Here is a 17,218-nt window from a genome sequence, read left to right as displayed (position 1 = left end):
TTGAGCAAATATATTCACAAAAACTTATTTTTATAGTATTTTTGAGAAAATAATTGCTCATTTACACGAATGAAAAAATTAACAATACAGGCTTTACTAAATAAAAACTGGATAGATATAGCAGAACTAAAACTGCTGAAACCTAAGTTGGGTTCGGCTAGCGCCAGTGAACTAGAATATGAATTGGATTATGCAATTCAATATTTAGACAGACGAGATGAGCACGCCTGTAGTTTATCACTTCCTGTACAAATTCTTATCAAACACGAATCGGACACATGGTTTGGCTTTTTAGATGATATTGTTCCATCTGGCGCTGCACGCCGTTATTGGGTGAATTATCTAGATTTACAACGCTTAACCTATGCGGAACAAGAAAGTATTCTATTAGAAAAAGGTGGGATGGCACCTGTTGGTAATTTACGAATTAAAGAAGCATTGCCTCCACTAAACCCAGAGTCAACCTTGCACTTACGTTATTTTAGTAAGGAAGATGTGGCTGAGCGTAATATTGATTTTCTGGAATATGCTCAACAAATGGGAGCAATTAGTGGTGGTGCAACTGGTGCAGGCGGTGAAGCTCCCAAGTTGCTTATTCGTGTTTCACCAGAACAAAAAGTCTGGATTGACACCTACCAAGAAAAATTTGATCAGCCAGATCAGCATTATTTAGTTAAATTTCCGCGAAATAAACGTAGCGAGATTGATTGCGATATTCTCAGAGCTGAATATTATTACTATCAAATACTCAATGAGTTAGGTTTCAATACGATAGAGACGACTCAAATGCAGCTCATTGAAGGTACAAAATATCCGTCATTGTGGCTTCCAAGATTCGATACAGAATGGTGTGATCAATATTGGCACCGCTATGGTCTAGAGTCTGTGTATTCGGTACTAAATAAGTCTTCTGGCAGTCATCTTAATCATTTTGAAGTGATTGAAGATCTATGTAGATTACTCACAAGTATTGATTCAGATTTTGATGTACCACAATTTATTTGTGAGTGGTTACAACGAGATTTACTCAATATCATTTTTGGTAACTCAGATAACCATGGGCGTAATACATCATTTCTAAAAAAATCTGGAAAAATTTATCTTTCGCCTATTTATGACTTTGCACCTATGAAAGCCGATCCGGAAGTTGTGACCAGGTCGACGACTTGGGGAAGTCCGTACGAGGAAGGTGGTGAATACCGTTGGGCGCAAATTACACAAAAACTTGCTCCTTGGTGCGATCCCGATTTATCTCTAGCAACATTAAGGACTTTGGCGAATAACCTGCTTGGCTTAAAGCAACGATTAGTTGATAAAGGTGTACCAAAACAAATTATTGAAATGCCAGCGCTGTCATTTGATTACATAGAAGCTAAATTGAAAAGATGGGAACTGCTATGAATGTAAAAAATCAAACCAAAGACCGTCAGCAGATTCTTATAGATTTATATAAACAATATTTGTTGAGTGAGATTACTTTGGGGCAATTGCTATCGTATTTACGCAAAAATGTGTTGGGTTTGTCGCAAGAACAATATGCTAATTTGGTGGGTATAAGCCGTCGGACTTTAACGGACATTGAGCAGGATAAAGGTAAACTCACTCAGTCTGTGTTAGATAAAGTGTTTAAACCACTTGGTTTAAAAGCAGGGCTTGTACCTACGCATGAACATATTGTTAGCAAAATTATAAAGCCAAACGAGTAAGAAACTATTTAAATGTTCACAAGGGAACGCTTGTGAACACTAAAATGATAATTTTTGAACCAATCTAATATATAAATTTTTTCAACTTTAAAATTTAACTTAATGATATAAAAGCAGATTGTAAATATTACTTAAGAATATCCTTAATTATGTAATTAAATGAAAAATAATAATTATTTAAATATTTTCTAGCCAATTTCACATTGACACTTCAAATATTGGAGATTACCATTTGCGGGCTGGCCTACATCGCCAGACGGTTTTAGCAGACCGTTCACTCCGCATCAGAATTTATTCCTTCTGAGGGATAGTTCTATGTGTACCTCTCGTCTCTTTCCCGTAGCGGTAGGACGGGAGAGGGACACCTACGGGTGTGCTAGTTGAGTGACTAGTCTGCTAACCCTCTTTCGTTCTGCCACCATAAATCTTATGCTTTGGCAGAACTCCATATATAAGGAGTTAGCTTTGCGCATCCATCATTTCTTGGCACCCATTGCCAAAAGCTATAACAACACAGCTTAAAACATTTAACACAGCTTGGTCGCCGTAAGGCTTTTTCAGGCTTTAACTCGTTATTACTTAAAACTTTCATCAACAACTAAAACTTGAGATGTGCTAGGCACAGTCTTTACGGCTTTGCTACGCCTTTTTTTCACCTTTAGAAAAGTGGAAGGCTTTTATATCTCATTTATATACAACAAAAAATTTAATTTATAACGGTAAAAATATGCCAAATTTAGTTCTCCCAACACGTGCATTAAAAGTCGTCAATAAATCAATTGAGCTGTTCCATTACAACGGGTTTCATATCGTGGGTGTCGACAGACTTGTGAAAGAGTCAGAAATACCAAAAATGACGTTTTATAACTACTTTCAATCTAAAGAACGCTTTATTGAAATCTGCCTGATGGTGCAAAAAGAACGACTTCAAGAAAAAGTAGTCACTATGCTCGAATACGACCACGACACAAGCGCAGCCGATAAACTCAAAAAGCTCTATAACTTACACGCAGACATAGACGGGCTGTATTACCTATTATTTAAAGCCATTTTTGAAACGAAAAATAACTACCCAAACGCCTATACAACCGCCGTGAGATATAGAACATGGCTCACCAACGAAATATATAGCCAGCTTAGAGCACTTAACCCCGATGCTTCTTTTACCGATGCCAAACTATTTTTATATATGATCGAAGGCGCTGTCATTCAGCGTTTAAGCTCAGATGAAGTTGATGAAAGGGGGTTGGAGGTGTTTTTGAGGGGGATGGGGTGAGGGTATTATTATAGCTATTTTATAATACCCTTTTAAAAATGTAAGTTTAGGTGCTTTTCTGAGAAGAAATTAAGTATTGCAGGCTTCAATATGTTTAAAGATCTTTTCGCAAAGTTCTTTTGCAGGTTCGGTAAGCACCCAATCTTCGTAAGTCATTAAAATTTTGCATATTTCACAAAAACTGACTTTGTCATCAATTGTACCAGAAGCATCTGAAAATAAGCGAGGTGGATTTGATTGAAGTAATAAGTTCTTATCTTTGATAATAATCTCATCAATAATTTTTCCGATACCTTCACTACTTATAAAATTAGTAGAAGAATTCAATTGATCGATATCAAAATTAGAAGTATCTTTAGTAAATCCTCTATGATTTAGATTGATAATGGTTTCATCGTTTAATGTGATTTGATCCTTTGTTTTATTTATTCCTTGAAACTTTATCAAACATGCCTTATGAATTATCGATGAATCCAATGTATTTTCTATTTCTTTACAAGGTAGAATATATACATTCTCTGGTTTTAATTCAGATTCCCATTCTTGTAATCTTTTTGCTTTTCCTTCATTATCCCCGTCCGCTAATAATAATATATTTTTAGAAATAGCTTTGGCAGTCAGGCCTTTGCTATTTTCAAGAAATTTTAGTGCCTCTTCTTTTGATGGATAATCATCAATAAAACTCCAATGTGTTATGTTTCCACCAGCATATTCAATAAAAGTATAATGGAAGTTAGGCATAAAGCTTTTGTATTTTTTATACTTTTCAGGTTTTGAAAATTCGATTTCCTTTAAATATTTATCCATTAATTTAGATAAATACATTCTGTCAGTAACGCCTTCAACCCAAATTGTACAATTAGCTAGATAAACAGATGAGGGGCGAACTCCTAAAGATGTTAATAATTCATGGTCTTTGTCACAATTATAAATTTTGAAAGAAAACGTCTTATCATCATCTAATACTTTGATAATTTTTTGAATTGTGACTTGATCTGATTCATCTACCATATCTAACAAGTGGTTAGAATGTGTGGTAAAAAAATAGTAATGCTGTGTTTCATTTAAGTAGAAATTCATTAACTGACGCACCATTCCTGCGTGCATGTGTAGTTCAGGTTCTTCTATAAAAAAAGCATGAGTCTTATCTTTTTTAATAAAAGCCTCATAGGTCATAATGATAGCTTGTTGTAAACCATCTCCTAATTTATAAATTGGAAATTGTTCTTCATCACCAATTTTAATATGGACTACGTCATTTTCATTTCCATTCTCATCTTTACCAAACATCGGAATTAATGTAACTACATCATTATCAAAAAAATATTGACTCAATTTTTCTTCATATTTTTTGATAAGTTCACGTTGTTCAGGTTTACCAAGTAAGTGAATTTTTAATTCATAGTATAAACATTCACCGGTAATTATATTTTCAGCATTAAACCTAGACTTATCTTGAAAGTAATCCTTTTGGGCACGTTCCAGATAAGGTTGTTTATTATTTATATCTGTTACAGGTCGCATACCTCTTAAAGTAGGGATATAAAATTTATCTTGAAAAAGATCATTTATCTTTTCTATATCATCTTGACTAAAATTAATATCTTGATAATTGGCTTCCGAGCGATAATTCGTTGGTAATCTGGAAAACATTTGATCTATTTTTGAAATATAATATATAAGTTGGTTGAAATTACCTATTTTAGAGTTTGTGAAAAAAGCATCATAATATCCTTTCATTTCTATTAATTTTTCACGATGTTGAGAAAAATCGTTAATTAACATAAAATTTTCAATCTTTTGATATTTTTTAAAATTTCAATATGTCTAAAAAAATTGCTAGGATAATCGGAAATAAATAAATTTCTAAGAAAACGGCTTTTTCCAGAATTATTTTTACCGATAAAAAAATTTAGACGCTTTATTTCAATAATTTCGCCATAGTCTTCCACATTGTCAGAAGAATATTGATCTAAATCATGCCCCCAATAGTATAATTTTTTGTTCATTTGAAAACTCTGAAATTTATAGGCTAAGTTAATTAATCATATAAATTTAGTATATAAAACTATGAAAATATTAACAATGATGAGAAAATTGCTTAATTGAAAGTTGTCTTTTCTACACATGCTAAATCTAATTAAGGATTGCGAACCATCCTAATAAATTTTTTTCAAATAACTTTGAGAAGAAATATGAAAAATATTGAAATTTTAGAAATAAATGAAATTGGCGATTATGAAGAAGGCTTATCGCTACTGTTAGAAGATTCTATTAATAGCGGAGCTTCAATCGGTTTCTTAGCTCCCGTAGAAAAGGACGATGTTTTAAATTATTGGGGTGAGGTCAACCATAAATTAGCACAAGGTAGTAGCCGTCTATGGATTGCCATTCAACAAGGAAAAATCGTAGGTAGTGTCCAATTATCCTTAGTAAGTAAAAAGAACGGCGTTCATAGAGCCGAAGTTGAAAAACTCATGGTGCTCACATCTACAAGAAAACAAGGGATAGCAACATTACTAATGAATGAACTAGAAAATTTTGCACGAGAAAAGGGCTTGCGATTACTTGTTTTAGATACACGTGAAGGCGATGTGTCCGAACTTTTATATAGCAAAATTGGATTTGTTCGTGTAGGTGTAATTCCAAGTTTCGCATTAAGCTCAAACGGGAACTATGACGGCACAGCCATTTATTATAAGCAGCTTGTTTAGTTGCTATAAGTATCTATAGAGCAACTCATTGATCACTTAATTTTTATATTCAAAGTCTTTTCAAATAAATATTCAGTTAAAAATTTCTAGCTGAGAGGGGTATTATCTTCAATCTTTTGCGCTGATTTTAGAAAGGAAACAACTCTCAACTAGAAAATTTAGTCAGAAACTATCTGAGTTTATAAAGTGCTCATATCAATGACAAAACGATACCGCACGTCAGAACGTTCTAGGCGCTCAAATGCCTCATTAATTTGATCCATACGAATCATTTCACAGTCAGGTAAAATATTTTGACGGGCGCAGAAATTCAACATTTCCTGAGTTTCAGCGATACCGCCAATCATAGAGCCTGCAATTCGACGGCGGCCCATAATCATTGGAACGGTAAACGGCTCTTCAAGTAACCCTAATTGCCCAACCACTACAAAAGTTCCATCAATATCTAATAATGGAATATAAGGGTTAATATCATGTTTTACCGGCACTGTATCCAAAATCACATCAAAGCCATTCAATGCTTGTTGCATGGCAGCCTCATCTGAAGTATCTAACAAATGATGGGCACCCAATTGCAAAGCATCCGCTTCTTTATTTTTTGAACGGCTAAGTACCGTGACATCTGCACCTAGGCCTACAGCAAGTTTTACTGCCATATGACCCAAACCACCAAGCCCGATAATACCTACACGAGTACCGGGGCCAACATTCCAAGTACGTAGAGGAGAATAGGTAGTAATGCCTGCACATAGTAAAGGTGCTGCACGCGAAATATCTAAACGGTCCGGAATGCTTAAAACAAAATGCTCCTTCACGACAATATGTTTGGCGTATCCACCATAGGTATTTTCACCTGTGACACGATCCTGACCATTATAGGTTTCGGTCAGGATTTCACGGCACATGTGCTCTTCACCTTTTTGACATTGATCGCACGCCATACAACTATCAATAAAAGTTCCCACGGCGACATGATCACCAATTTTGAACTTGGTCACATCTCGACCAATGGCAATTACTTTGCCAACAATTTCATGACCGGGAACCAACGGGTAGACCGCGCGTCCCCAGTCGTTTTTTGCCATATGTAAATCTGAGTGGCAGACGCCTGAATATAAAATCTCGATTGTCACGTCATCGCCATTTGAGTTGCGACGTTCAAATGTAAAAGGTACAAGGGACGTACCTTGCTCTACAGCCGCATAGCCATAAGTTTTCATCTTTAAATCTCAACTTTTGAATTTATGAGCCAAGAACTACTCGAGGGTAAATAAGATCTTTGAGATCGAAGCCATTTTGCTCATTGACAATGCCAACCACTTTGTCGCTTTGATACAGTTGATAGGCATAATCCGCTAATTGTTCGGCGCTAATAAATGCTTCTGGACTAAACAGGTGGTCGCCATCTATGCCTCCATTAACAGAAGCTTGGCCTACAAATTCGGTTGCCGTTGCACCCGGTGCCAAGACTTTAACTCGCATTTTTTTGCCTTGAGATTGCATAGCTAAAGCTAGACCTTCGGTAAACGAGGCAACATAAAACTTGGTGGCGCAATAGGTGACTGCAATATCAAATTGGGCGTATCCACCAATGGAAGCGGTATTGATTAAGGTTGAATCTTTGTCTGCATAATCTTTTACATACAGCAAAGATAAATCCGTCAAAGCCTTAATATTCAGGTTAATCATATCGTTGGCTTTCTCAAGGTTAACATCCCATGGGAAACCATAATCGCCAAAGCCTGCATTATTAATAAGAACATCAATCTGGAAAGAATTTAGCTTTTCATAAAGTTGTTTGGCGCTACCGTCTTTACTTAAGTCGGCAGTTTCAACATAAACTTTAATGGCAGGATATTTTGATTCAATGTCTTGTTTGATTTGCTCAAGTACCTCAACGCGGCGGGCAACAATAATTAAATTAAAACCTTCAGCCGCAAATTTATAGCTCAGCGCTTTACCGATACCCGAGCTGGCACCAGTGATAAGAACAGTTTTCATATATATTCAGCTTATAAAGAGAGGGTGAAACACGAGGTGAAGGGAGTGGAAAGTTTCCCTGCTTGAGAAACTTTCCAATTTATGAATTAAAGATGTTTTTGAAAAAATGGAATAATTTTTTCTAAGGCTTGAGCAACAGGTTCAGGTTGATCATATAAGTCATAATGACTTGCATCTTTAACCACAAAGAGGTTTTTATCTTTAGAAGCCGCTTTGCTATATAGCTCATAACCGTCACGATATGAACCGAAGCCTCCCGGAACTCCACCAATCACAATTTGTAAGGGTTGGGTGAGTAGGTGATCTGCCAAATGAAACGCATCAAAGCCAACAGCAGCCGCTAAGCCTGAAAAGCGAAGTTTATTTGGTGAACCTTCTGCCTGACCGCGCGGGGTTTTGTAGTAATCTACAGCTTCTTTAATATCAATATCATGAATGCCAGCTTGCTCACGCTCTTGTTGTGAGTTTGGAATGTACTGGGTAATAAATGGTTCGGCACCACGAGCTTCCGCAGTACGCTGTGCTGCAATGGCTTCTAAAGTTTTAATCGCAGCTTCAGGTGTTTGGTCGCCTTCACGCATTAAACGACCATAGTTTGCTGCAACCACAGTTGCGACTGCTTTAAAACGGCGTTCAGTCATAGCAGCATTAACAGCATAACCACCGCCACCACATACGCCTAATACACCAATACGGTTTTCATCGACATAAGCCAGCGTTGTTAAATAGTCGGCTGCACAGCGGAAATCTTCTACACGTGTTGCAGGGTCTTCAAGGAAACGTGGTTCGCCACCGCTAGCACCTTGATACGATGCATCAAATGCTAAAGTAATAAACCCAGCTTCAGTAAGTTTTTCACCATAGATTGCGCCGGCAGTTTGTTCTTTACAGCTACTAATTGGGTGGGCGCATACAATCGCTGCATATTTTTTGTTTTCATCAAAATCTTTTGGAAAACGTATAGTTGCAGAAACATCAATATCTTTATTTTTAAAAGTTACAGTTTTCATCATTTTTCTCCAAGAGAAGAACTATCTTGATGAAACCAATATACCCCTAGTGATTCATTATGATAATCCACTATAATGAGATAGCACTTATATTGAATACTTATAAATAATGAAAGAAAATTTGAATGATTTGCATACATTTATTGTGGTTGCACAGGAGCGAAGCTTCACTCGTGCGGCTGCAAAACTTAGAACTTCACAATCAGCGATTAGCCAAACACTCCGTAATTTAGAGGATCGAATTGGTATAAAGCTATTATCAAGAACCACCAGAAGTGTCGCACCGACAGAAGCAGGTGAATATCTGCTTAGCTTGATTCAACCTGCCATCGAAGAAATAGAACATGGCATGAATCAGCTTAGTGCTTTAAAAAATGATCCGGCAGGAACATTACGTATTAGTGCCGATGAATATGGCATCCAGACTGTTTTATGGCCCGCCGTTGAAAAAGTCATACAACAATTTCCAAAAATCTCAGTCGAAATTACCTCTGATTATGGTCTGGTCGATATTGTAGATGGTCGTTTTGATGCAGGGCTTCGAAGAGGCGGTTTGGTTTCTAAAGATATGATCGCTTTACAAATTAGTGATCCTATACAAATGCTGACAGTGGCGACCAAAGAATATTTAGAACGTTACGGCCATCCTAAGCAACCAAAAGATTTAGTTGAACATCAATGTATCAATTTAAGGTTACCCACACATGGTGAACTTTATCGTTGGCAATTTACCAAAGGAAATAAAACGCAGAGTGTTAACGTTAACGCTAAAATTGTTTTTACAACCTTATCTCCCGTGCTTCAAGCAGTAAGAAGTGGAGTAGGAATCGCTTATCTACCTATTGATATGGTTCAGCCTTATATTGAAAGTGGTGAACTGGAAGAAACATTAAAAGATTGGCGACATAGCTATGAACCGTATCACCTGTATTATCCGCATAGACGGGAGCAAGCGCCTTTATTAAATATCTTAATCAATGCATTAAAAGAAAATTTTAATAAGGCATAGCGCTTAATCAGATTGATCTTCTTAAGCGCACTCATTGGAAATAATCAGTGTTAATTCACTACTGTGGTAATCACGGACATTCCCGGACTTAAGCGATTTAAATCTTTTTGATTTGGATCAATCGCAATTCGCACCGCAATACGCTGTACCACCTTGGTAAAGTTTCCTGTCGCATTATCCGGTTTAATGACACTAAATTCAGAGCCGGCAGCAGGTGAAATTTCTTCTACATGACCTGTGAATTTTTGATGGCCTAACGCATCGACCGTAAAAGTAGCTTTTTGACCAATACGCATATTTTTCATTTGGGTTTCTTTAAAATTGGCAATCACCCAAGTCTTTTGGGGAATTAAAAAAAGCAATTGAGAACCCACTGATACATATTGTCCAACACGTGGATTGACTTCACCCAACTGTCCATCCATAGGTGCATAAATCACACTATAATTTTTAGTTGTTTTTGCCTGATCCAGTTGAGCTTGGGCATTATTAACCTCGGCCTGTAAACCGACTTTAGCCACTTGCGCCGTTTTTAAAGCCTCTTTTGCAACCGACAAATTTGCTAAAGCTTGTTTAAGAAGTGCCAAATTATTTCTTTCATTGGCAAAAGCTTTATCTTGTTCGGATTGTGAAGCAGCACCAGAGCTTCCTAATTGCGAATAACGTTTTGACTCAGCTACAGAAAGATCATATTCAGCTTGAATCTGATCTACTTTTGCTTGTGCTGAGGCAATATCGGCCTGACGCTGTGCAATAGTCTGTTGTTGATTGGCCAAATTATTTTTTGCTTGTTCAACCATTGATTGTGCCTGAACTACTTTTTGATCATAGGTTTGGGCATCAATAATCAGGAGCGGTTGACCTTTTTTGACATGATCAAAATCTTTCACTAAAACACGTTTTACATAACCATTGATTTGTGAAGATAAAATCGTGGTTTGACCTTTAATATAGCTGTTATCGGTTTGTTCACTGTTTAGAGCAAATGGCGGTAAGTGCCAAGCCCTGAAAATAAACAGTACTCCGACCAATAGTACAATTGCCATAATAATAAGGGTCGATTTCTTCGGTTTAATTAATTTGGAACTAAACTGAGCTGAAGAACCCAGTGTTTGTGCTTGTTCAGCCATTTTAATTACTCACTCATGCTTGTTTGCGTGCGCTATAACGCGTCCATAACAATGAAGTCACGCCAAAGATAAATACGAGGGTTGCCAGTAGCGCATTGATTTTGATCACGTCATTAAATGCGAGAACTTGAGCTTCACGGGTAACAACTTGATTTAAAGATTTTTGTGCATAATTCTGCTGAAAATTGGGATCGGTACTGTTTTGTCGAGCCTGACTGCTATATAGCTGAAGTCGAGACTCTACCGTAGCATTGGTTGTATCTAGATTTGTGTAGATCGCATTTTGATGTAGACGAGTTTGATGTTGTTGATAGGTTGAAAAGAAAGACGTACCGATTAACCCACCTAAGTTTTGAGTAACTCCCAATAACACCGCAAAAGTCACCACACTCCATTGGCTGTGTTGTAGTACACGGAAGTAGCCAATCAATACGAGTGGTCCCATAAAAATGCCGCCTGCACAGCCAATCAAAAACTGCGAAAGGTAGAGATTATGAGGTCGAATATCATGCGTAAGACCAAGATCTAAACCGCAACCGATCAGAATAAGCAGTTCTGCAACCAGTAATTGCTGCATTAATAAGTGTTGTTTAAACGTTAAGATACTTGCAACGCTTCCAACGAGAACACCCAGCCCAATCATGCCGTAGAGTCCTACTAATTGTTCGGGTAATAAGCCCATCGCTTGTAAAAAATGTCCGACCGCATAGTTTTGTTCTGACATGAGAATGCGAATTGAAAAGGCTCCGATCATAAACGTAAGCGTCGATTTCATGACAAGCCATTGGGTCACGATGAGCGGATGTTGGCGATGATGTTCAATCACAAGACCAATGATTAAGAGGACAAAGCCCAAAGCAAGGGCATAAGCAATCCAAGTGTTGTTAAACCACCAAACAATAGGGCCTTGAACAAGTACTGCACTGAATAAGGCTATGGCAGGAAAGATAAAAAGAAGTGGAAAAATATCGGCTTTTTCTAATACGGCAGCTCGGATACTACGCGGTAATTTGAGGCTAACCACCATTGCTAAACAGCATAGATAAAGACCAAGTTCAAAATAGGCTAAATCTGTCCATCCTTCACCATGAGTAATACCGGGTGAAATCATCCATGCCAAAGGTAAACCAAACTGTTGTAAACCTAAAATGACATAAATACCTTTCAGTGCTGACGGTTTTTTAAAGGACTGGATAACATAATGTGCGCTCATCGAAGTCAGAGGAGCTGCGACAATACCTGCGAAAAATCGAACCGCTAAAGCCATTTCATAGCTATTTACAAGTAAATGTAAACCAATACAGATACAGCATAGAACCAAACTGATTTCAGCAAACAAACGAAGTCCGAACTGTTGCCTAATTTTAATGACATATAAATTTGCAGCAGTATTTCCAATAACGAAAGCTGCGGGAAGCCAAGCTGCTTCACTTGGGGTAAGACTAAATTCACCTTGGAAGAGCAAAGCATTGGAAATAATTAAACCATTTCCTAGACTTGCCGAGAGTGCGATAAATACACCAATAAATAAGTAAGCCACTCTCAGGTGATTCGGATGCTCAATTGAGGCAGGTGAGCCAATCAATGCCGGACGTTCTGTTTCCGTCCAGTTAGGCATAGGCTCTAAATATTTTGGCGTTCTTTGCATAACTGAAGCCTCTGCTTCACAAATTTAAGGCGTAAAAATCTACCGATGCATTTAAAATGCAATCGTTTAGATAAGTGAGAACGTAAAAAAGAACGAGAGCTGGGTACGCTTCGTTCTTAAGAAATGAGCATATTTCTATGCTTATTCGAGCTTATGAAAATTTGTATGAAATAGCGCATATAAATTTGTACGGAAAAGATTATTGATATTGATTGTCTCAATATTTTGTAGCATGCCGTTATATAAGACACCCATCCATGTGGGTGCAATGAGTAATAGTGAAAACTCTTTTGTATTTACAGGTGCAATTTCTTTACGATCTATAGCAATTTGGATTAATTTTTCAAATTCAACCAAATATGGGGAAAGGATGCGTCGAAAGTAAATTTCCTTAATATTTGGAAAATTTTCACCTTCTTTTAAGACCAATCGTGAAATGCCATCTCGGCCAGATTTTTCAACAGTACCCACAATTTTATCTAGATGTTCTAGCAAAAAAGAATAAACAGTTTGATTTTCCTGTAAATCTGTAGCCCGAATTAAACGAAGATCTTGTTGTAGGATGTCTTCAATCACACCTTCAAATAGTTCTTCTTTGGTTTTGAAATAAGAATAAATCGTACCATTGGCAATGTTTGCTTTCTTCGCAATATCGCTAACTTTGGCTTTAGCAAAACCTACCTCTGCAAAATGGATACGGGCAGCTTGAAGAATAGCTTCTTTGGTGGCTTGTGTTTTTTCGAGGCTAGGGCTGCGTTTACGTTTTACAAGCTGAGGCTCAGTCATAGTTAATAAAAGTGATTATTTATTCATTTTTATTGTATTTAAAAATGAATATTAAGTCAATTTTATAAATTTATAGCGCTTAATGGTGTTTGGCTTATGCAAACCGAAGTTTTTCGAACAGCCACAGAACACAAAACCTCTTACTTAATAAAGAAAAAAATGTATAACATTAAATGTTAAAAGACTTATTACACATCGCATCTATGAAGAAAAATACAAAACTTGATCAAGATAAGTTGTTTATTAAATTACTATTTAAGTCCTCGTCGGAAGTAACCGAAGATGAGGTTGAGTACTACCGAAAATATCCCGATCAAATTGATCAAGTCACAGCGCCTATAAACATCCATAAAGTATTTTTGTGGACGGGTGCTTTCTTAGGGATTGTTGTGGTTGCTATAGCGAAATTCCTCAAATTTTCTGGCACATTAGATTTTTTGTCTGAAGGCGTGCTCGAGTTTGTGATAGATATTATTTATGAAACCGGCATTGCCTTAATTGGGGCAGCAGTCACCGCTTATGTGTTAGGTGTACTCTTAAATAAACAACAGGAAAACGCCACAAAGTGGCGAGAAGAAATTCGTAGAAAAATAAATGAGAGTGAAGAGTTGTAACGCTAAGAGCCTGTAAATTATTTTGTGTAAGTTCCATTTTTTATAAATGATCTTTTAATCGATCATCGAACTGAATCGTAAACCAATTCATTGCTAAACGCCAATTTTGAATTGGCATCGTCCATTTCTTCGCAGCATTTGATGTTGCTAAGTAAATGACCTTCTTTACTGAGTCATCAGATGAAAAGATTTTCCTTTTCTTCGTTGAATGGCGTATTACGCTATTCAACGACTCAATCGCATTTGTTGTATAAATTGCATGACGTATTTCGGCTGGATAGCTAAAGATCGTTCGGATATTTTCCCAATTGGCCCGCCAGGATTCTCCAATTTTGGGATACTGGTGATTCCATTGATCACAGAAGATGTCTAGGGATTTTAAAGCATTTTCCTCTGTACTTGCCTGATAAATCGCTTTCAGACCCGACGTAACAGCTTTGTAGTCTTTCCAGCTTACAAATCTCAGGCTATTGCGTACAACATGCACGATACACAGTTGAATATCAGTATGAGGGTAAACAGAGGTTATCGCGTCAGGGAAGCCTTTTAATCCATCTACACAGGCAACAAGAATGTCCTGTACTCCTCGATTTTTTAGCTCTGTCATGACTGACAGCCAGAATTTGGCACCTTCTGTCTGAGCAATCCACATACCCAGTAATTCTTTTTGCCCATCCATATTGATGCCTAAAGCAAGGTATACGGACTTGTTAATCACATTGGAGTGCTGACGGACTTTGACAACAATACAGTCAAGATAGACAACAGGATAAAGGCTATCTAAGGCTCTATTTTGCCACTCAGTCACTTGCTCAATCACAGCATCGGTAACTTTGCTGATGAGAGATGCTGACACATCGGCATCGTACATTTCTTTGAAGAAGGCTACAATTTCCCTATTAGTCATTCCTTTTGCATACAGTGAGAGGATTTGGTCATCCATACTGGTGATGCGTGTTTGGTGCTTTTTTATAATTTGTGGCTCAAATGAACCTTCTCGATCACGGGGAATATCTAAAGCCAGTTGTCCATCTTGAGTTGTAATGGTTTTAGAACTAAACCCATTACGGCTATTTGAGCCTTTCTTGGGCTGATGCTTTTCATAACCGAGATGGTCTGAAAGTTCAGTATTGAGTGCAGTTTCAATCATGAATTTTTTAAAGACTGCTGTCATTTGGTTTAAGTCTTCTGGTGTTTTTAGACCTTTAGCCAATTCGGCAGCCATACTTTTGATTGTTGCTTCATCCATGTGAAGTACCTTTTGTAATTATCCTCTGAAGGATAAATGAAAATTAAGTACTTACACAAAATTTAGAACAGTCCCAACGCTAAGGTTTTTCTCGCTAACCCATAGAAATTTTTATGGTAAAAATACTTTTTGGACCCTGACTACTGTATTCAATAGTACCTTTCATTGCCACAATAATTGCGTGTACAACAGCAAGTCCTAAGCCTGTACCACCAAACTCTTTATTTCTTGATTCTTCTAATCTAAAGAAAGGTTTAAACAAATCATTTCGGAACTCGGTTGCAATTCCGGGGCCTTCATCTTCAATTTTCAATGTCCAGTTTTGTGAATCAACTACTGAGGAAATTTTAAGTTTACCTGCATTTGAATAACGAATAGCATTGTCAATTAAAGCAATTAAAACTTGCTCTATACGACGGCGGTCACTAAAAACAGGAGTCGTTGTCAGATCTAGTTCTGGCACTAGCTTCGCTTGTTGCAAGCGATCTTCAAATGCATTGAGAACCTTTTCAAGTACCGACTTAAAGTCAAACAATTCATAATTTAACCTGAGTTGCTGGTTTTCGACCAAACTTAAAGTCCGTAGGTCTTCGACTAAGTGTGATAATCCTTCAACTTGGTTTAAAAGGCTTTTAAAAAGAACTTCATCAGGTTTAAAAACACCATCAATAATTCCCTGTAATCGACCTTGTAAAATGGTTATGGGAGTTCTTAGCTCATGGGCTATGGCAGCATTCCAAACTTGTGCATTTTTAACAGAAACTTCTAGCTTTTGAGCCATATTATTAAAGTTATATAAAAGTTCTGACATTTCAGCAGAATGAACTCGATTATCATAAGCTCTAGCAGAGAGATCGCCTTGACTAATTTTTTTGGCTGCTTCTGCTAAGAAATTAATCGGTATAATGAAACGCTTCGCAAGATGCATACCGATCACTAAGGAAATCATACTGCCACAGAAGATTACGGTACATAACCAGATCCAATCTACAAGGTGGAAGCTTGTCCAGTCTTCTTGAATTGAGCTTAAAGTAATCCAGCCTTTTTCAAGCGCATAATTATAAACCAGATACCCCATTAAAATAGAAAATAGGGTAACACTTAAGTTAACGATACTTAGTGCGATAAAAAGCTGTTTGCTAATTCCTAACTTATATTTCATGAATATTCCCTAGCTATATTTTTATATTATTTAGACATCATCTTTCACAGCTAGTGGATTATCTAGTCTATATCCCACACCACGTACATTAATGAACATTTGAAGGATTCCTTGTTCTTCTAATTTTTTTCTAAGTTTACTGACATGGCTATCTACGGTTCGTTCTAGTGCATCGCTATCATTCATACAATGATTCATGAGTTCACCACGTGTAAAGACTTTATGTGGCTGATCAATCATAAATGAAATAATTTTATATTCGGTCAGCGTTAAATTAAGCAAGATTTTCTTATTCTCAGAGTGTATATAAACACTATGAGTGTCAGTATCAATTTCAATATTTTTATAGATCTTGTTTTTATTCGTTGCCTTGTTTGCAAATTGAGTTCTTCTTAATACGGCCTGAACTCTAGCGACCACTTCATTTGGGTTAAATGGCTTAACCACAAAGTCATCTGCACCTATGCGTAGTGCCATTACCTTATCAATATCTTGATCGAGCGCCGTTAGCATAATCACGGGAGTTTGAGCTTTTTGGCGTATTTTATTTAATACTTCCCAGCCGTTTAGCTCGGGTAATTTAATATCAAGTAAAATTAAATCGATAGGTTGGCTAGCGTGCAATTCAATGGCCTGTTTTCCATTCATGGCACGAATCACGCTCATTCCTTCACGTCTTAAATAATTTTCAATAATGTCGCCAATATCGTAGTCGTCTTCTACCACAAGAATAACTTTATCTTGGCAATCAAAAGAAAAAGAATGATCGAACATAGAAAATCTATCTATTAAAGCACTTCAATCCATCATACGCTAAATTATCCGTGTTTCTCCACACTTCCTCCACACTTTAGCGATTATCCCTACACACTCATCAAAAATAATACGACCATCAAAAAACTCCCTAGGTTCG

Annotated in this window: 15 protein-coding genes and 1 pseudogene; 6 read left to right on the top strand and 10 right to left on the bottom strand. The window is 37.0% G+C overall.

All coding sequences use genetic code 11. The features are described 5' to 3' along the window. The first annotated feature begins 69 nt into the window (after window positions 1-69). From ABLC00_RS09495 to ABLC00_RS09485, 3 genes are all read left to right on the top strand, one after another. Window positions 70-1,401: a type II toxin-antitoxin system HipA family toxin gene (locus ABLC00_RS09495; RefSeq protein WP_004887176.1), complete on the top strand. Its 1,332-nt coding sequence runs from the start codon at window positions 70-72 to the stop codon at window positions 1,399-1,401. Then, window positions 1,398-1,706 carry a helix-turn-helix domain-containing protein gene (locus ABLC00_RS09490; RefSeq protein WP_004887177.1) on the top strand — a complete coding sequence of 103 codons (309 nt, stop codon included), beginning with the start codon at window positions 1,398-1,400 and terminating at the stop codon, window positions 1,704-1,706. The genes ABLC00_RS09495 and ABLC00_RS09490 overlap by 4 nt, the downstream gene beginning before the upstream one ends. A 727-nt stretch (window positions 1,707-2,433) precedes the next feature. Then, window positions 2,434-2,982, top strand: coding sequence for a TetR/AcrR family transcriptional regulator (locus tag ABLC00_RS09485; RefSeq protein ID WP_004887179.1), 549 nt, complete (start codon window positions 2,434-2,436; stop codon window positions 2,980-2,982). A 69-nt stretch (window positions 2,983-3,051) separates the two neighbouring features. Here the strand turns inward: ABLC00_RS09485 and ABLC00_RS09480 are convergent. After that, window positions 3,052-4,991 (bottom strand): annotated as a pseudogene (locus tag ABLC00_RS09480) (AAA family ATPase). A 186-nt stretch (window positions 4,992-5,177) separates the two neighbouring features. Here ABLC00_RS09480 and ABLC00_RS09475 point away from each other — a divergent pair. Beyond that, window positions 5,178-5,696, top strand: coding sequence for a GNAT family N-acetyltransferase (locus ABLC00_RS09475; protein WP_004887184.1), 519 nt, complete (start codon window positions 5,178-5,180; stop codon window positions 5,694-5,696). Between the two features lie 179 nt (window positions 5,697-5,875). On the opposite strand, the gene ABLC00_RS09470 is transcribed toward ABLC00_RS09475, so the two are convergent. The 3 genes from ABLC00_RS09470 to ABLC00_RS09460 form a co-directional block, all read right to left on the bottom strand. After that, complete coding sequence (locus tag ABLC00_RS09470) at window positions 5,876-6,916, bottom strand: NAD(P)-dependent alcohol dehydrogenase (protein WP_033846580.1); 1,041 nt, start codon at window positions 6,914-6,916, stop codon at window positions 5,876-5,878. 22 nt (window positions 6,917-6,938) lie between these two features. After that, window positions 6,939-7,697 (bottom strand): SDR family oxidoreductase, encoded by a 759-nt coding sequence (locus ABLC00_RS09465; protein WP_033854627.1) that lies wholly within the window; start codon window positions 7,695-7,697, stop codon window positions 6,939-6,941. 86 nt (window positions 7,698-7,783) lie between these two features. Further along, entirely contained in the window at window positions 7,784-8,707 is a 924-nt protein-coding gene (locus ABLC00_RS09460) for an alpha/beta hydrolase (protein ID WP_004887191.1), read from the bottom strand. A gap of 109 nt (window positions 8,708-8,816) precedes the next feature. On the opposite strand from ABLC00_RS09460, the gene ABLC00_RS09455 reads away from it, so the two are divergent. Continuing rightward, entirely contained in the window at window positions 8,817-9,716 is a 900-nt protein-coding gene (locus tag ABLC00_RS09455; RefSeq protein WP_016654076.1) for a LysR family transcriptional regulator, read from the top strand. 50 nt (window positions 9,717-9,766) lie between these two features. Here ABLC00_RS09455 and ABLC00_RS09450 read toward each other — a convergent pair whose 3' ends face one another. From ABLC00_RS09450 to ABLC00_RS09440, 3 genes are all read right to left on the bottom strand, one after another. Continuing rightward, on the bottom strand, window positions 9,767-10,846 hold the full coding sequence (locus tag ABLC00_RS09450) for an HlyD family secretion protein (protein WP_032041252.1): 1,080 nt from the start codon (window positions 10,844-10,846) through the stop codon (window positions 9,767-9,769). A 13-nt stretch (window positions 10,847-10,859) separates the two neighbouring features. Next, entirely contained in the window at window positions 10,860-12,494 is a 1,635-nt protein-coding gene (locus ABLC00_RS09445; RefSeq protein WP_033854624.1) for an MFS transporter, read from the bottom strand. 141 nt (window positions 12,495-12,635) lie between these two features. After that, window positions 12,636-13,280, bottom strand: a complete 645-nt coding sequence (locus ABLC00_RS09440) for a TetR/AcrR family transcriptional regulator (RefSeq protein WP_004708743.1) — start codon at window positions 13,278-13,280, stop codon at window positions 12,636-12,638. Between the two features lie 203 nt (window positions 13,281-13,483). Between ABLC00_RS09440 and ABLC00_RS09435 the strand changes: the two genes are divergently transcribed. Beyond that, window positions 13,484-13,894: a hypothetical protein gene (locus tag ABLC00_RS09435; RefSeq protein WP_033846587.1), complete on the top strand. Its 411-nt coding sequence runs from the start codon at window positions 13,484-13,486 to the stop codon at window positions 13,892-13,894. 40 nt (window positions 13,895-13,934) lie between these two features. Here the strand turns inward: ABLC00_RS09435 and ABLC00_RS09430 are convergent, their stop codons facing one another. The 3 genes from ABLC00_RS09430 to adeR all read right to left on the bottom strand — a co-directional run bounded on the left by ABLC00_RS09430 (window position 13,935) and on the right by adeR (window position 17,079). Continuing rightward, the gene (locus ABLC00_RS09430; protein WP_004832869.1) at window positions 13,935-15,143 is read right to left on the bottom strand and encodes an IS256-like element ISAba26 family transposase; all 1,209 of its coding nucleotides are present in this window, start codon (window positions 15,141-15,143) and stop codon (window positions 13,935-13,937) included. A 94-nt stretch (window positions 15,144-15,237) separates the two neighbouring features. Beyond that, entirely contained in the window at window positions 15,238-16,305 is a 1,068-nt protein-coding gene (adeS, locus tag ABLC00_RS09425) for a two-component sensor histidine kinase AdeS (protein ID WP_033847062.1), read from the bottom strand. A 30-nt stretch (window positions 16,306-16,335) separates the two neighbouring features. Then, window positions 16,336-17,079 (bottom strand): efflux system response regulator transcription factor AdeR, encoded by a 744-nt coding sequence (adeR, locus tag ABLC00_RS09420; protein WP_016805173.1) that lies wholly within the window; start codon window positions 17,077-17,079, stop codon window positions 16,336-16,338. Between the last annotated feature and the right edge of the window lie 139 nt (window positions 17,080-17,218).

This window comes from Acinetobacter nosocomialis (assembly GCF_041021905.1).
Classification (GTDB): domain Bacteria; phylum Pseudomonadota; class Gammaproteobacteria; order Pseudomonadales; family Moraxellaceae; genus Acinetobacter; species Acinetobacter nosocomialis.
Note: the sequence above shows the minus strand (reverse complement) of the source record. Positions and strands in the feature narration are given on the sequence as shown.

Excerpts from the sequence above, each read along its gene's own strand:
- ABLC00_RS09495 (WP_004887176.1), top strand. The coding sequence starts at position 70 with ATGAAAAAATTAACAATACAGGCTTTACTAAATAAAAACTGGATAGAT.
- ABLC00_RS09490 (WP_004887177.1), top strand. The coding sequence starts at position 1,398 with ATGAATGTAAAAAATCAAACCAAAGACCGTCAGCAGATTCTTATAGAT.
- ABLC00_RS09485 (WP_004887179.1), top strand. The coding sequence starts at position 2,434 with ATGCCAAATTTAGTTCTCCCAACACGTGCATTAAAAGTCGTCAATAAA.
- ABLC00_RS09475 (WP_004887184.1), top strand. The coding sequence starts at position 5,178 with ATGAAAAATATTGAAATTTTAGAAATAAATGAAATTGGCGATTATGAA.
- ABLC00_RS09470 (WP_033846580.1), bottom strand. The coding sequence starts at position 6,916 with ATGAAAACTTATGGCTATGCGGCTGTAGAGCAAGGTACGTCCCTTGTA.
- ABLC00_RS09465 (WP_033854627.1), bottom strand. The coding sequence starts at position 7,697 with ATGAAAACTGTTCTTATCACTGGTGCCAGCTCGGGTATCGGTAAAGCG.
- ABLC00_RS09460 (WP_004887191.1), bottom strand. The coding sequence starts at position 8,707 with ATGAAAACTGTAACTTTTAAAAATAAAGATATTGATGTTTCTGCAACT.
- ABLC00_RS09455 (WP_016654076.1), top strand. The coding sequence starts at position 8,817 with ATGAAAGAAAATTTGAATGATTTGCATACATTTATTGTGGTTGCACAG.
- ABLC00_RS09450 (WP_032041252.1), bottom strand. The coding sequence starts at position 10,846 with ATGGCTGAACAAGCACAAACACTGGGTTCTTCAGCTCAGTTTAGTTCC.
- ABLC00_RS09445 (WP_033854624.1), bottom strand. The coding sequence starts at position 12,494 with ATGCAAAGAACGCCAAAATATTTAGAGCCTATGCCTAACTGGACGGAA.
- ABLC00_RS09440 (WP_004708743.1), bottom strand. The coding sequence starts at position 13,280 with ATGACTGAGCCTCAGCTTGTAAAACGTAAACGCAGCCCTAGCCTCGAA.
- ABLC00_RS09435 (WP_033846587.1), top strand. The coding sequence starts at position 13,484 with ATGAAGAAAAATACAAAACTTGATCAAGATAAGTTGTTTATTAAATTA.
- ABLC00_RS09430 (WP_004832869.1), bottom strand. The coding sequence starts at position 15,143 with ATGGATGAAGCAACAATCAAAAGTATGGCTGCCGAATTGGCTAAAGGT.
- adeS (WP_033847062.1), bottom strand. The coding sequence starts at position 16,305 with ATGAAATATAAGTTAGGAATTAGCAAACAGCTTTTTATCGCACTAAGT.
- adeR (WP_016805173.1), bottom strand. The coding sequence starts at position 17,079 with ATGTTCGATCATTCTTTTTCTTTTGATTGCCAAGATAAAGTTATTCTT.